This window comes from Xanthomarina sp. F2636L (genome assembly GCF_026410195.1).
Lineage (GTDB): Bacteria > Bacteroidota > Bacteroidia > Flavobacteriales > Flavobacteriaceae > Xanthomarina.
The window spans coordinates 464,783-478,977 of the sequence record NZ_JAPMLM010000068.1; the positions used below are offsets into that span (position 1 = coordinate 464,783).

General features: G+C 33.1%; 15 protein-coding genes. 10 read left to right on the top strand and 5 right to left on the bottom strand.

Features of this window, described 5'->3' with window-relative positions; translation table 11 throughout:
• Positions 1-2: 2 nt before the first annotated feature.
• From OS191_RS09525 to OS191_RS09535, 3 genes are all read right to left on the bottom strand, one after another.
• On the bottom strand, positions 3-2,015 hold the full coding sequence (locus OS191_RS09525; protein ID WP_267155458.1) for a fumarate reductase/succinate dehydrogenase flavoprotein subunit: 2,013 nt from the start codon (positions 2,013-2,015) through the stop codon (positions 3-5).
• A gap of 15 nt (positions 2,016-2,030) precedes the next feature.
• Positions 2,031-2,717 (bottom strand): succinate dehydrogenase cytochrome b subunit, encoded by a 687-nt coding sequence (locus OS191_RS09530; protein ID WP_267155459.1) that lies wholly within the window; start codon positions 2,715-2,717, stop codon positions 2,031-2,033.
• 168 nt (positions 2,718-2,885) lie between these two features.
• Positions 2,886-3,758, bottom strand: a complete 873-nt coding sequence (locus tag OS191_RS09535) for a hypothetical protein (protein WP_267155460.1) — start codon at positions 3,756-3,758, stop codon at positions 2,886-2,888.
• A 211-nt stretch (positions 3,759-3,969) separates the two neighbouring features.
• Between OS191_RS09535 and OS191_RS09540 the strand changes: the two genes are divergently transcribed.
• Positions 3,970-5,262, top strand: coding sequence for an aminopeptidase P family protein (locus tag OS191_RS09540; protein WP_267155461.1), 1,293 nt, complete (start codon positions 3,970-3,972; stop codon positions 5,260-5,262).
• 168 nt (positions 5,263-5,430) lie between these two features.
• Positions 5,431-6,471 carry a DUF481 domain-containing protein gene (locus OS191_RS09545; RefSeq protein WP_267155462.1) on the top strand — a complete coding sequence of 347 codons (1,041 nt, stop codon included), beginning with the start codon at positions 5,431-5,433 and terminating at the stop codon, positions 6,469-6,471.
• Positions 6,472-6,497: 26 nt separating this feature from the next.
• On the opposite strand, the gene brnQ is transcribed toward OS191_RS09545, so the two are convergent.
• Positions 6,498-7,769 carry a branched-chain amino acid transport system II carrier protein gene (brnQ, locus tag OS191_RS09550; protein ID WP_267155463.1) on the bottom strand — a complete coding sequence of 424 codons (1,272 nt, stop codon included), beginning with the start codon at positions 7,767-7,769 and terminating at the stop codon, positions 6,498-6,500.
• 112 nt (positions 7,770-7,881) lie between these two features.
• On the opposite strand from brnQ, the gene OS191_RS09555 reads away from it, so the two are divergent.
• From OS191_RS09555 to OS191_RS09565, 3 genes are all read left to right on the top strand, one after another.
• On the top strand, positions 7,882-8,658 hold the full coding sequence (locus OS191_RS09555; RefSeq protein ID WP_267155464.1) for an alpha/beta fold hydrolase: 777 nt from the start codon (positions 7,882-7,884) through the stop codon (positions 8,656-8,658).
• 61 nt (positions 8,659-8,719) lie between these two features.
• On the top strand, positions 8,720-8,983 hold the full coding sequence (locus OS191_RS15615; RefSeq protein WP_267155465.1) for a DUF1660 family phage protein: 264 nt from the start codon (positions 8,720-8,722) through the stop codon (positions 8,981-8,983).
• Positions 8,984-9,044: 61 nt separating this feature from the next.
• Entirely contained in the window at positions 9,045-9,272 is a 228-nt protein-coding gene (locus OS191_RS09565; RefSeq protein WP_267155466.1) for a DUF1660 family phage protein, read from the top strand.
• Here OS191_RS09565 and thiL read toward each other — a convergent pair.
• Complete coding sequence (gene thiL, locus OS191_RS09570; protein ID WP_267155467.1) at positions 9,259-10,308, bottom strand: thiamine-phosphate kinase; 1,050 nt, start codon at positions 10,306-10,308, stop codon at positions 9,259-9,261. The genes OS191_RS09565 and thiL overlap by 14 nt on opposite strands.
• A 296-nt stretch (positions 10,309-10,604) precedes the next feature.
• On the opposite strand from thiL, the gene OS191_RS09575 reads away from it, so the two are divergent.
• The 5 genes from OS191_RS09575 to sufC all read left to right on the top strand — a co-directional run bounded on the left by OS191_RS09575 (position 10,605) and on the right by sufC (position 14,119).
• On the top strand, positions 10,605-10,934 hold the full coding sequence (locus OS191_RS09575) for a HesB/IscA family protein (RefSeq protein WP_267155468.1): 330 nt from the start codon (positions 10,605-10,607) through the stop codon (positions 10,932-10,934).
• Between the two features lie 18 nt (positions 10,935-10,952).
• Positions 10,953-11,177, top strand: a complete 225-nt coding sequence (locus tag OS191_RS09580) for a four helix bundle protein (RefSeq protein WP_267155469.1) — start codon at positions 10,953-10,955, stop codon at positions 11,175-11,177.
• 202 nt (positions 11,178-11,379) lie between these two features.
• Positions 11,380-12,828: a Fe-S cluster assembly protein SufB gene (gene sufB / locus OS191_RS09585; protein ID WP_267155470.1), complete on the top strand. Its 1,449-nt coding sequence runs from the start codon at positions 11,380-11,382 to the stop codon at positions 12,826-12,828.
• Between the two features lie 70 nt (positions 12,829-12,898).
• The gene (locus OS191_RS09590; protein ID WP_267155471.1) at positions 12,899-13,300 is read left to right on the top strand and encodes a hypothetical protein; all 402 of its coding nucleotides are present in this window, start codon (positions 12,899-12,901) and stop codon (positions 13,298-13,300) included.
• Between the two features lie 66 nt (positions 13,301-13,366).
• Positions 13,367-14,119: a Fe-S cluster assembly ATPase SufC gene (gene sufC / locus OS191_RS09595; protein ID WP_267155472.1), complete on the top strand. Its 753-nt coding sequence runs from the start codon at positions 13,367-13,369 to the stop codon at positions 14,117-14,119.
• Positions 14,120-14,195 lie beyond the last annotated feature (76 nt).

Consider the following 14,195-nt stretch of genomic DNA (forward strand, 5'->3'; position numbering starts at 1 on the left):
TCCTATTTGTAACTTCTTTGTTTTAATTCAATATCTTTAAATTCTAAATCTTCTTTATGAAGAACGGCAGCACTTGGGTCTCCTTTATACTCCCAGGCAGCAACGTATGCAAAATTCTCATCGTCACGTTTCGCTTCACCTTTTTGTTCTCCACTTTCTTCAACCGCATCTTCTCTAAAGTGTCCTCCACAAGATTCCTCTCTATGTAAGGCGTCCTTAGCAAATAATTCACCTAATTCTAGGTAATCTGCCACACGACCTGCTTTTGCAAGTTCATCGTTAAACTCGTCGTTAGTTCCAGGAACTCTTACATCTTTCCAAAACTCCTCGCGTAGTTCTTTTATTTCTTGTAGAGCTTCTGTTAGTCCTTGAACATTTCTGGCCATTCCTACTTTATTCCACATAATTTTTCCAAGTTTCTTGTGGAAGTGGTCTACTGTATGTTTCCCGTTATTGTTTATTAAATGGTCTATTCTATCTCTTACATCTTTTTCAACTTGCTCAAATTCTTTAGAATCTGTTGAGATTTCTCCCGTTCTAATATCGTTCGCTAAATAATCACCAATTGTGTAAGGCAATACAAAATAACCATCAGCCAATCCTTGCATTAAAGCCGAAGCTCCTAACCTGTTTGCTCCATGATCAGAGAAGTTAGCTTCACCAATACAGTACAAACCAGGAACGGTTGTCATTAAATTATAATCTACCCAAAGACCACCCATAGTATAATGTACTGCAGGGTAAATCATCATTGGAGTTTCATACGGATTTTGATCTACAATTTTCTCGTACATCTGGAATAGGTTTCCGTATTTATTTTTAACCACTTCTTTTCCTAGTTTAGTTACTAAAGCAGTATCGTTTGCATCTAAATGTCTAACTGTTGCTTGCTCTTTTCCATAACGTTCTATGGCTGAAGCAAAGTCTAAAAATACAGCTTCTCCTGTTGCATTTACACCAAAACCAGCATCGCAACGTTCTTTAGCAGCACGAGACGCCACATCACGAGGCACAAGATTTCCAAACGCCGGATATCTACGTTCTAAGTAATAATCTCTATTTTCAGCAGGAATATCTACAGGTTTTAATTTCCCAGATCTCACTGCTTCTACATCTTCTTTTCTTTTAGGCACCCAAATACGTCCGTCGTTTCTTAAAGACTCAGACATCAAAGTTAATTTTGATTGGTGGTCTCCGGAAACAGGAATACAGGTAGGGTGAATTTGCGTGTAACACGGGTTTGCAAAGTAAGCGCCACGTTTGTGTGCTTTCCAAGCAGCCGTTACATTAGAACCCATAGCGTTGGTAGATAAAAAGAATACGTTTCCATAACCTCCAGTTCCAAGCACAACAGCATGAGCTGAATGTCTATCTATTTCGCCAGTAATTAAGTTACGTGTTATAATCCCTCTTGCTTTTCCATCAATAATTACAACGTCTAGCATTTCATGACGGTTGTACATTTTAATTTTACCACGTCCAATTTGACGGTTCATAGCAGAATAAGCTCCTAAAAGCAATTGTTGTCCGGTTTGTCCAGCCGCATAAAAGGTTCTTGATACAAGTACACCTCCAAACGAGCGGTTGTCTAAATAACCTCCGTATTCACGAGCAAAAGGAACCCCTTGAGCCACACATTGGTCAATAATATTTGCTGAAACTTCAGCCAAACGATACACGTTTGCTTCACGAGAACGGTAATCGCCTCCTTTTACAGTATCGTAAAATAATCTGTAAGTGGAATCGCCATCACCTTGGTAGTTTTTTGCTGCGTTAATTCCTCCTTGAGCTGCAATAGAGTGGGCACGTCTTGGGGAATCTTGAAAGCAAAATGCTTTTACATTATATCCTAACTCTGCTAAAGTAGCAGCAGCAGAACCTCCTGCTAATCCTGTTCCAACCACAATAACATCTATATTACGTTTGTTTGCTGGATTAACAAGATTGATATTATTTTTATAGTTTGTCCATTTGTCTGCAATTGGACCTTCTGGTATTTTAGAATCTAAAGCCATATTAGATATAATTTTTTATTGATTAAAGTGATGGAATAAGGCAATAATAATAAACCCTAATGGAATTAAAATAGCATAAGCTTTTCCAAAACCTCTTAATCCTTTTGTGTATTTGTTATTTGCTCCAACAGATTGGAAAGCAGAACTAAAACCATGTAATAGGTGAAGTGATAAAAACACAAAACCAATACAATATAAAGCAACACGCCAAACAGGAACAAACTTATGTTGTAACTCTTCATAGTAGCGCAAACCACTTTCTGCATTATTTGGATCGATTAATCCAGACGTATCTCCTTGGATATATTTTATATTAATTTCTGGAAACCAAAAATCTAAAAAATGAATCACTAAGAAGATTAAGATAAATAAACCGCTATAAATCATGTTTCTGCTCATCCAAGTAGAATTCGCATTTCCATTATTTTTTACATAGCTAATTTTTCTAGCACCCTTGTTTTTAATTTCTAGAACAAAACCCATAATAAAATGAAATAACACCCCAATTAATAATATAGGCTGCATAACATATTGGATTAACCAATTGGTTCCCATAAAATGAGAAACCTCATTAAAAGTTTCACTGTTGCATACAGATAATAAGTTTATTGCAAAGTGTTGTACTAAAAATATCATTAGGAAGAATGCCGAAAGTGCCATGGCAAATTTTCTTCCAATCGAAGAATTCAAAATTCCGCTCATTGTTGAAGTTTAATTTTTATCTAACAAAGATACACTTCAAATAAGATTTAGACAAAGTTGTAACAATCTAAAATGAGTATTTAGAATCATTTTAATTAAAACAAGCCTATTAATTACAATATATATGTTTGAGCTAAGAATTCAACCAGCCACATATATCTGGTGAATTTAATTTACCACAGGAATTAATCCTCTAAGTCCCATATCTACAACCTGCTCCCCAGCTTCAGGCTCATATTTTCCATCAGCATTTACTTCGGTCCATTCAAAACTATTGTTTATTGAGAAGGATAACGTTACCTCCACATCTTCGGTTTCATCTCCTGAAATAGTAAATCCGTTTTCAAATTGACCAGTTACTACGCAAGATCCTTGAGGAATTGGAGATGAGCCAAACAATGGGTTTGGAACTGTGGTTGCACCTTCAGGAGCCTGTCCTTGAGACGTGAACCCTTGAGTCTCAAAAGCCCAAAACCCTTGCAGTTTATTAGCATGAATATCAAACATACTTTCATTTAAATTGAAGCTTGAAATATAGCTTTTAAAGCCAACAAAACTGGCTAAAGTTCCAGTGTAATCAATGCCATTTACCAACAAATCAATATTTCCTTCTTGATAAGCTAAAGAGACACGAACCCAATTGTATTCACCTGGAGTTACTTGATCTAAGGGAATCTTCATAAAAACCTCGTTATCTCCAGCAAAAGTGGCTTTTTGAAAGTCGATGGCACGACTTCCACCTGCAGTTGTTTCTTCGCCTTTAAAAATAACTTCTCCGGCACCTAAAGCGGTTAAAGCATGTGGTGCAAATTCTATATAATTAGCACTCATTCTAGAAATTGTTGGCGACTGTGCTGCATTTCCAACAGGAATGTTTGCTGGTTGTCCAAAATTATCTAATCGTTCTTGATTTGGATCGAATTTTAATTTGATAATTAAGTTTTTCTGGACTGGACCACAACAAAGTTCATCAGACTCTTCTTTATCACAAGATAATATGAAGATTAAAAACACTAACAAAAGAGGCTTAAACAGTTTCATAATTTGGGGTTTTTAAGATTTTTAAATATCAAAACAACTATTTTTAATGAAATTATTTATTAATTACTCAAAAAAGGGTGAAATTAGTATGTTTCAGTTAAAATTATTATAAATAGATTGGTCTTTTTTATTGACTAAAAGGAAATCCGTATTTTTGATAATTAGTAATTAATTAAGGTTTCTGAACATCGAAAATAAAAAATAATATTCCATGAAATACCATCCAATTAACAACAAACTCTTTATAAAAAACCGTGAAAATTTTACAGCTAAAATGAACCCAAATAGTTTGGCTGTTTTTAACTCTAATGACATTTATCCTATAGGTGCAGATAGCACCATGCCCTTCGAGCAAAATAGAGATATTTTCTATTTAAGTGGTGTGGATCAGGATGAAAGCATATTAGTTTTATTTCCTGATTGCCCGAAAGAAAATCATAGAGAAATTTTATTCCTTACCGAAACCAACGATCATATTGCGGTTTGGGAAGGCGCTAAACTTGACAAAGAGGCTGCTTTTAAAACATCTGGAATAAAAACTGTTTATTGGCTTCAGGATTTTGAAAAAGTCATGCATGAGCTGATGTCTCAAGCAGATACTGTTTATATTAATACCAACGAACATTACAGAGCCAATGTTGTAACAGAAACTAGAGAAGCTCGTTTTAATAAGTGGTTGAGAGAAAAGTATCCTGCACATGGGGTAGCAAAAAGCAACCCTATTTTACAACGTTTACGTTCAGTTAAAGACCAAATAGAATTAGATTTAATTCAAGAAGCCTGCAATATTACAGAGAAGGGTTTTAGACGCGTTTTAGGTTTTCTAAAACCTGGCGTATGGGAACATGAAATGGAAGCAGAGTTTATTCATGAGTTTATAAGAAACCGTTCAAGACGCTTTGCATACACACCTATAATTGCCTCTGGAAACAACGCCAATGTTTTACATTATATTGAGAACAATCAGCAATGTCAAGCTGGAGACTTAGTATTGTTAGATGTTGGAGCCGAATATGCTAATTACTCGAGCGATATGAGCCGAACAATTCCAGTTTCTGGAAAATTTACTAAAAGACAAAAAGAGGTTTACAACGCTGTAAACCGAGTGAAAAATGAAGCTACTAAATTATTAGTTCCCGGAGCTACTTGGGCAGAATACCATGTAGAAGTTGGAAAAATAATGACTTCAGAGTTATTGGACTTGAAGTTACTTGATAAAACTGATGTGAAAAATGAAAACCCAGAGTGGCCAGCATATAAAAAATATTTTATGCACGGTACGTCTCACCACATGGGATTAGACACTCATGATTACGGTATTTTAACAGAACCTATGCAAGCCAACATGGTATTTACAGTAGAACCTGGTATTTATATCCCAGCAGAAGGCTTCGGAATTAGATTGGAAGACGATGTTGTTATACAAGAAAAAGGGGAACCATATAATTTAATGAAAAACATTCCAATTGAAGCCGATGAAATTGAAGATTTAATGAATAAATAAAAGATTAATTTCCTAATGTCATTTTATTGTAAATAATGCCATCATAAAATAACATACTAAAACCTTATGAGAACAATGCTTATAAGGTTTTTTTATTTTTAAACTATTTTGTAAAAACTTATCAATTAAAGTTTAAATTTACTTTTTTACTTTCGAAATAATAAAAACTTGAATAAATTTAAACCTTATTACTTTCTACTTGTTACGTTTTTAATTATGCCCTTAAATGAGGTTTTATCTCAAAAAAATGATACTATTTATCATGTAAACAAGAATATTCTTACGGGTGAATTAAAAAACTTAGCTTATGGTGTATTCTCATGGAAAATGGATGGCATGGGCACTATCAGTTTAGAAGAAATTAAAGTAAGTACTATTATTTCAAAAAAACAATTCGAAATTAAATTAAAAAATGATGCTGTCTATTTTGGATCCTTGGATGCTTCGGACAATCCTGGAACTGTATTTATAATAACCAAAACTGACAAAATATTAGTTCATTTAAGCGATATTGTAGAAATCTATCCTATAAAAAATAGTTTTTGGTTAAGGATTAGCGGAAATTTTAGCCTAGGATTTAATTACTCTAAAGGTAGTGATATTGGAAGCTTAGCCTTTTCCGGAAATTTAAATTACCGAAAAAAGAAAGCCTATTTTGAGGCAGAATGGGATGAAAACAACACCTATCAAGCAGATACTTTAGGGTCGAGAAAAGCAGATGTAAGCCTCGCATGGCAAAGATTATTAAAGGATGGTTGGTCAACACAATTAGCTTTAGCATTTAGTCAAAACTCCGAATTAGGTATAAAAGAAAGATGGGGAGTTAATTTAATGGGATTAAAAGATTTATCTTATAACAATTGGAATAGGCTGTACGCAGGATCAGGCATCAATCTTACTCACGAAATACCTTATGGGGAAATTTCGGAACAAGATGATATTGCGGCTATTTTTCAGGTAGTTTGGAGGGTTTATAAATATAAAGCCCCTAAATTATGGGTCGATTCGGATATTAGTTATCTCCCCTATTTTACAGATTCAGGCAGACATCGAGCTGTATTTAACTTAAATCCAAAAATCAATCTCTTAAATGATAATTTTAAAGTTGGCTTAAAATTTTATTACACCTACGACAGCAAGCCACCTGCTGACGCAGCATCTACAAATGATTATGGTGTAAATTTTCAACTATCTTACTCTCTTCATTAAGGTAATTCAACTAATTTTTAATGACCTTATTTTAATTTTTTCCTGATAATATTTATTAAAACAAATGTTATAATTGCTGGTAAAACCCATGCTAAACTATATTTAGCCAACGGAATTAAACCTATAAGGTATTCAACATCATCTAAAGGCACTAAATACTTTAAAAAATCTGAAATACTAAACAAAAAGGTTATTAATACAACTGCTCTAAACACTAATATTGAAGCGTATTTTTCAGGCAATACATTTAAAATAATTAGCACAATAGTTATTGGATAAATAAACATTAGTGCTGGCAAAGCAATGTCTATAATAAATCCAACATTATAACTTCCAACAACAACTCCAATAATACAACCTAAAACAGCCGTTAAAAGATAAGCTGTTTGTGAGCCTTTAAATAATCCTTTAATATAATCAGAGGTTCCAGTAACAACCCCTACAGCTGTTGTAAAACAAGCTAAAGCTATTAACACACTTAAAAACACAGAACCAACATGTCCTAGAGTTAAATTGCTTAACCCTATTAAAACATCAGTTCTACTTGTATCAAAAGAAAATTCACTTTGAAACAAAGAACCACTTAAAATTAATCCTGCATAAATAACTATAAGTCCAAAACCTGCCAACCAGCCAGATTTTGTTATTAAATCCTTTTTCTCTTCAAAAGTTTTATTCTTTTTTAAATTAAGTGAAATTACTATAACTGCTCCAACTACAACTGCTCCAATAGCATCAAACGTTTGATAGCCCTCAAGAATCCCTTCAGAAAACGGAGATGTTACAATAGTTTTACTTACTTCAAAAGGAGATGTTACAAGGCCAACACCTATAATACTTAATAAAATAACACCAATTAAAGGAGTCAAAAATTTTCCAATTATATCCAATATCTTACTCCTATTCATTACAAAAACAAATACCAATAGAAAATAAATAGTACTTGTTAATAATGCATTAGAATTAAAAAAAGGTGCGATAGCCATTTCATGTGTTACAGAAGCTGTTCTTGGTCCAGGTAAAGAAATTGCAATTAGGTAAACCACAAAACAATAAATAGAACTAAATAATGGAGATACTTTTTTACCAAAGTCGTACATGGTACCTTGTAATTTGGCATGAGCAAAAACTCCAAGCACTGGAATAAATACAGCAGTGATTGAGAATCCAATGGCTACCAAAATCCAGTATTCTCCAGATTTAAAGCCTAAATAAGGAGGAAGTATTAGGTTTCCCGCACCAAAAAGCAACGAGAAAAGTGCAAATGCTGTTATAAATACTTCTTTTGTTTTACTCATAAATTATTGTTTAGCAGAAGGTTGCATTTACTTATTTGTTTTAACGTAATTAATTGATTATTGCATCTTCAAGCTATTAAGACTTTTTATCTTTGCACAAGATAGTTTAAAAATGATTTTAGAACATAAAGGCATCCTTGTTTTTTATACAGATCAAGGCATTGGCAAACCCATTATTTTATTACATGGCTTCCTTGAAAACAGTAGCATGTGGAACCATTTAATTCCCGAAATCTCAAAGCGCCATAGAGTTATTGCAATAGATTTACTGGGACATGGGCAAACAGGAAGTCTTGGTTACATTCATAGTATGGAACTTATGGCTGAAGCTGTTGAAGCTGTATTAAACACCCTAGAAATTAAAAATCCAATTCTTATAGGTCATTCTATGGGTGGCTATGTAGCTTTAGCATTTGCTGAAAAACATCCATTGGCCATAAATGGACTATGCTTAATGAATTCAACATTTCTTGCAGATGATGAAGAGCGAAAAATATTAAGGACAAGAGCCAATAACATGGCGAAAACTAATTTTGAAAACTTAGTTAGAATGTCTTTTACTAATTTATTTAGTCCGGAGAGCAAGGAGCTATATAAAACTGAATTGGAAGCCGCATTAAAGGATGCGCTAAAAACTTCCATTCAAGGTTATATGGCTGCAAATGAAGGCATGAAAACACGAAAAGACAAAACAGATCTTTTTAAAAACCTTCCTATAAAAAAACTTTTAATCATTGGTAAAAAAGACCCTATTTTAGAAGCAACAACAGTGAAAAAATTATTAGAAAACACAGATGTTGATATTGCAGAATTTTCTGAAGGACATATGAGCCATATTGAAAATAAGAAGGATTTAGCCTACAAGCTATTGCATTTCATCGAAAATTAATTGCTTTTTAGCTGTTATTTTGAATTTTATGTCTAAGTTAGGGTTCCCAATCTAACTAAAAATGAAAAAAACTACATCCTACCTAACGCCACTTAAGATATATTGTGATGTCTTTGGACACAATTATCGAGTTTCAAAAAAAGTAACTTCCCATGTAAAAGAATACACGTGCAAGTGTTGTAAAAAACAATTAACAACAAATAGTAACGGAAACCTAACAGAACTCACTCCTAAGTACAAAGAAATAAATAGTTCGTTAGAAGATTTTTACAATAGACGAATGATGCGCTTAAAGAACAAATCGCTCGTTTCATCGATTTATTGAAATTGATACTTAAAGTCTTCCTTGGATTACTTATATTAATATTTAATTAATAGCAATTTATATGAAAAATCTGATTTGTTCCCTCGTAGGTCATGATTTTAAAGAAACTAAAAAAGTGACCAATCATGTTAGTGAATTTCAATGCATTCATTGTAAAAAACAAATGTCCACTAACGAGAATGGTGATTTAACCCCTTTAACTTCAAAACAAAAAGAAATTAATTCTCTTTTACATTCTATTCATAGAAAAAAGAAAAAGAAAGCTGCTCAAGTATCTACTGATTATTAAACGAAGTCCAGCCTTGTGCTTTTATTGGAATACTTGTTTCTGCTCTTGTAATTAAATGCATACCTGCAGACGCTTCCTTCATAAATCCTATGACGGTAAAATTTGGATTATCTTTAATTTTTGGAAAATCTTCTTGCGAAATAGTAAATAACAATTCGTAATCTTCTCCTCCATTTAAAGCAACTGTCGTACTATCTATATTAAATTCTTCACAAGTTGAAATAACTTGAGGGTCTAATGGAATTTTATTTTCATACAAATCGCAACCCACTTTACTTTGCTTGCACAAGTGCATGATTTCAGAAGATAGGCCATCGCTGATATCAATCATAGAAGTTGGTTTAACATCTAAATCCTTAAGCAGTTTTGCCACATCTTTTCTGGCTTCAGGCTTTAACTGTCTTTCAATAATATAGGTGTAAGCATCAAGTTCCGGTTGGTTATTAGGGTTTACCTTAAACACTTCCTTTTCTCGTTCTAAGACTTGCAACCCCATATATGCAGCTCCTAAGTCGCCAGTTACAACCAATAAGTCGTTTGGTTTTGCACCACTTCTGTAAACTACATTTTCAGAATCGGCCATTCCAATAGCCGTTACAGAGATTATTAATCCTGTTGTTGAAGATGTTGTATCGCCACCAACAACATCAACATTGTAAATTTTAGCAGCCGTTTCAATTCCAGCATAAAGTGCTTCTAATGCTTCTAATGGGAATCTATTAGATACTGCTATAGAAACTGTTACCTGTGTTGCAACAGCATTCATAGCATAGACATCAGACAAATTTACCACAACAGCTTTATAGCCCAAATGTTTTAAAGGAGCGTAACTCAAATCAAAATGCACGCCTTCCACCAACATATCCGTAGTAACAACCACTTGTTTCTTTTTAAAATCTAAAACTGCAGCATCGTCTCCAATGCCTTTTATGGTTGATGTATGTTTTATAATAAAGTTTTTGGTTAAGTGATCTATTAGACCAAATTCACCTAAGCTTCCTAAATCTGTTTTATTCTGGTTTTTATCTTCAATCATAATGCAAAAATAAGAAGCTTCTATTGATAAGCAGATAAAAATAACTATTAAAAACAAATCAACCCGTTGCAATTAAAAAATAGATAATAAAACAAATGTTATTATCTACATTTTTTTAAGCTGACAGCGCTTACATGTTATGGCTTACAGACCCTTTATTTATTAGCCTTTTATACTTTTATACTCGATAGTAAAAACCAATAAGACTATTTGCTAATATAATGTTATGTTCCATGGTAAAATTAGACATATATTGTATCTTTGCGTTTCTATTTAGAATTAATCTATTTTAACTTATGATTAAAGTATCAGAAATTGCAAAAAAGAAAGTAGTAGAACTTATGTCCGATGATGGTTATAATTCAACTACAGATTTTGTGCGTGTTGGTGTTAAAAGTGGTGGATGTTCTGGTTTATCTTACGATTTAAAATTCGACAAAGAAAAACAAGATGAAGATAAAGTTTTTGAAGATAATGGCGTAAGAATTATTGTCGACAAAAAAAGTTTTCTATACTTAATTGGAACAACGCTTGAATATTCGGGTGGCTTAAATGGAGCTGGCTTTGTTTTCAACAATCCAAATGCCAATAGAACTTGTGGTTGTGGTGAATCATTCTCCTTATAAGTTTAAGGTTTTAAAATTATGGCAACGGTAAAACAGTTTGAAGATTTAGAAATTTGGAAATTATCTAGAATTCTTTGCGATTACAACTATACCATAGCTATAAATACAGATTTAAGAAAGGAATACAAGTTCTACAACCAAATAGACGGTTTATCTGGTTCTATTATGGACAATATAGCGAAAAGCTTTGGGCGCAATGTAAATAGAGAATTTATTCAATTCTTATCTTTTTCTAAAGCTTAAGCTGAAGAACAAGATCTTAACTTTATAGAGTTTTAGATCAAAACATATTGAAACAGAGACGTTCAATAAATCAAAAAAATCAAGTCATTCCCTTGAGTAAAATGATTGGTGATTTATGAGCTATCTTAAAAAGAGTGGTTTAAAAGGAGCTAATACAAACTGGATTAGCTCAACTTTAAATTTTGAATTTTAAATTTTAATTATGAACAAGTATACTGAAGACGATTTAAGAGAAGAACTAAAAACCAAAGAATACGAATATGGTTTTTTTACAGATATCGAGTCGGAAACATTCCCTATAGGTTTAAATGAAGACGTAGTGAGAGCTATTTCATTAAAAAAAGAAGAGCCAGAGTGGATGACTGAATGGCGCTTAGAAGCGTTTCGCACTTGGCAAGAAATGATAGAACCAGATTGGGCTAATGTCAATTATGAAAAACCAGACTTCCAATCTATCTCCTACTATTCTGCACCAAGTACAAAACCTAAATACGACAGTTTAGACGAAGTGGATCCGGAGTTATTAGACACCTTTAAAAAACTTGGTATTTCAATAGACGAACAAAAAAAACTTGCAGGAGTAGCCATGGATATTGTTATAGACTCCGTTTCTGTAGCTACATCTTTTAAGAAAACCTTAGGCGAAAAAGGAATTATTTTTTGTCCTATAAGTGAAGCTATTAGAGATTATCCGGATTTAGTTAAAAAATATATAGGAACCGTGGTTCCACAAAAAGATAATTTCTATGCCGCTTTAAATTCTGCAGTATTTAGTGATGGTAGTTTTTGCTACATTCCAAAGGGTGTTCGTTGCCCAATGGAATTATCTACATACTTTAGAATAAACCAAGGAGGAACAGGACAATTTGAACGCACACTTTTAATTGCTGACGAAGATAGTTATGTAAGTTATCTGGAAGGCTGTACAGCTCCAAGTAGAGATGAAAACCAATTGCATGCCGCTGTTGTAGAGCTTATTGCTTTAGATGGTGCAGAAATAAAATATTCTACCGTTCAAAACTGGTATCCTGGAAACGCCGAAGGGAAAGGTGGCGTTTACAATTTTGTAACTAAAAGAGGGATTTGTGAGAAAAACGCAAAAATTTCTTGGACACAAGTAGAAACCGGATCAGCAGTAACCTGGAAATATCCAAGTTGTATATTAAAAGGTGATAATTCTGTAGGTGAGTTTTACTCCATTGCTGTTACTAATAATTTTCAGCAGGCAGATACAGGAACCAAAATGATTCATTTAGGTAAAAACACCAAATCAACTATTATTTCTAAAGGAATTTCTGCAGGAAAATCGCAAAACTCTTATAGAGGTTTGGTTAAAATAGGTCCTAATGCAGATAACGCTCGTAACTTCTCACAATGTGATAGTTTATTAATGGGGAACGAATGTGGCGCACATACCTTCCCTTATATAGAAGCGAAAAACAAATCAGCTCAAATAGAACACGAAGCTACAACTAGTAAAATTGGAGAAGACCAATTATTCTATTGTAACCAACGTGGAATCAATACTGAAAAAGCCATTGCACTTATTGTAAACGGATTTAGTAAGGATGTATTAAACAAGCTTCCAATGGAGTTTGCTATAGAAGCTCAAAAGCTATTGGAAATCTCGTTAGAAGGATCTGTTGGATAAAATTATTAAGAGACTTACCAGTCCTAAATTTATGGGTATAATATTTGAATGATCTAAAAACAATTAATTAATGAAAAAACTATTAATTCTATTCTTAGTAGCAACTAGCTTTTATAGTTGCAAAAACGATTCTAAAAATGAAGCTGTTGAAACTGAAATTGATGCTGTAGAAATAAAAGGACTCACCTTATTAAAAGGAGACTTCGTGTATTATTCAGATGCTGCTGTATTACAAACAACACATGAAGTTTATGGAGTTGTTATCAACAAGAAAATGCATGAATTGGACGAAATGGCAAAACCTTATAAAAAATCGGAAACAGATATGGTTCCTGTTGAAGTAAGAGGAAAAATAATCCAAAAACCTGATGGCGAAGAAGGCTGGCCATTTCGTATTGAAATTAAAGAAATTATAACTATTAGCCAACCAGATCCTAATAAAGAAGATATTATTCTTGGATCTGAAAAATAAACTAAAAACTGAGTATTATTTTAAGCAATAACAAAGCTTGAAATTTAATTTTTTGAATAAATAATTATGTTAAAAATTAAGAATTTACACGCAAGTGTTGAAGATAAAGCCATTTTAAGAGGCATAAATTTAGAAATAAACCCAGGAGAAGTTCATGCTATCATGGGGCCAAACGGTTCTGGAAAAAGCACCTTGGCTTCTGTAATAGCTGGAAAAGAAGAATACGAAGTAACAGATGGAGAAATTCTATTCTTCGATGAGGATATAGACGAATTAGGTCCTGACGAGCGCGCTCATAGAGGGGTTTTCTTATCGTTTCAATATCCTGTAGAAATTCCTGGAGTTTCTGTAACCAACTTTATAAAAACAGCTATTAACGAAACTCGTAAAGCAAAAGGTTTGGAAGATATGCCAGCCAATGAAATGCTAAAACTAATTCGCGAAAAAGCTGAGTTATTAGAAATTGATAGAAAATTCTTATCTCGTTCTTTAAACGAAGGGTTTTCTGGAGGAGAGAAAAAACGTAATGAAATTTTTCAAATGGCTATGTTAAATCCTAAGTTAGCTATTTTGGATGAAACAGATTCTGGTTTAGATATCGACGCCTTAAGAATTGTTGCAAATGGCGTTAACAAACTAAAGAGCAAAGACAATGCTGTTATTGTAATTACGCATTACCAAAGACTTTTAGATTATATAGTTCCAGACTTTGTACATGTTATACACGAAGGTAGAATTGTAAAATCTGGTGGTAAAGAATTAGCATTAGAGTTAGAAGAAAAAGGTTACGATTGGATTAAAGAAAAAGCAAACGCATAAATTATTTACCGTTTTAAGTAAGCTCATGCAAGCTTAAAACTGCAATAGCAAAGCTTTTAAAATGTAAAATAGCAAA

Bases quoted from the DNA above. Each gene is read 5' to 3' on its own strand.
- OS191_RS09525 (WP_267155458.1), bottom strand. From the start codon at position 2,015: ATGGCTTTAGATTCTAAAATACCAGAAGGTCCAATTGCAGACAAATGG.
- OS191_RS09530 (WP_267155459.1), bottom strand. From the start codon at position 2,717: ATGAGCGGAATTTTGAATTCTTCGATTGGAAGAAAATTTGCCATGGCA.
- OS191_RS09535 (WP_267155460.1), bottom strand. From the start codon at position 3,758: ATGAAACTGTTTAAGCCTCTTTTGTTAGTGTTTTTAATCTTCATATTA.
- OS191_RS09540 (WP_267155461.1), top strand. From the start codon at position 3,970: ATGAAATACCATCCAATTAACAACAAACTCTTTATAAAAAACCGTGAA.
- brnQ (WP_267155463.1), bottom strand. From the start codon at position 7,769: ATGAGTAAAACAAAAGAAGTATTTATAACAGCATTTGCACTTTTCTCG.
- OS191_RS09555 (WP_267155464.1), top strand. From the start codon at position 7,882: ATGATTTTAGAACATAAAGGCATCCTTGTTTTTTATACAGATCAAGGC.
- OS191_RS15615 (WP_267155465.1), top strand. From the start codon at position 8,720: ATGAAAAAAACTACATCCTACCTAACGCCACTTAAGATATATTGTGAT.
- OS191_RS09565 (WP_267155466.1), top strand. From the start codon at position 9,045: ATGAAAAATCTGATTTGTTCCCTCGTAGGTCATGATTTTAAAGAAACT.
- thiL (WP_267155467.1), bottom strand. From the start codon at position 10,308: ATGATTGAAGATAAAAACCAGAATAAAACAGATTTAGGAAGCTTAGGT.
- OS191_RS09575 (WP_267155468.1), top strand. From the start codon at position 10,605: ATGATTAAAGTATCAGAAATTGCAAAAAAGAAAGTAGTAGAACTTATG.
- OS191_RS09580 (WP_267155469.1), top strand. From the start codon at position 10,953: ATGGCAACGGTAAAACAGTTTGAAGATTTAGAAATTTGGAAATTATCT.
- sufB (WP_267155470.1), top strand. From the start codon at position 11,380: ATGAACAAGTATACTGAAGACGATTTAAGAGAAGAACTAAAAACCAAA.
- OS191_RS09590 (WP_267155471.1), top strand. From the start codon at position 12,899: ATGAAAAAACTATTAATTCTATTCTTAGTAGCAACTAGCTTTTATAGT.
- sufC (WP_267155472.1), top strand. From the start codon at position 13,367: ATGTTAAAAATTAAGAATTTACACGCAAGTGTTGAAGATAAAGCCATT.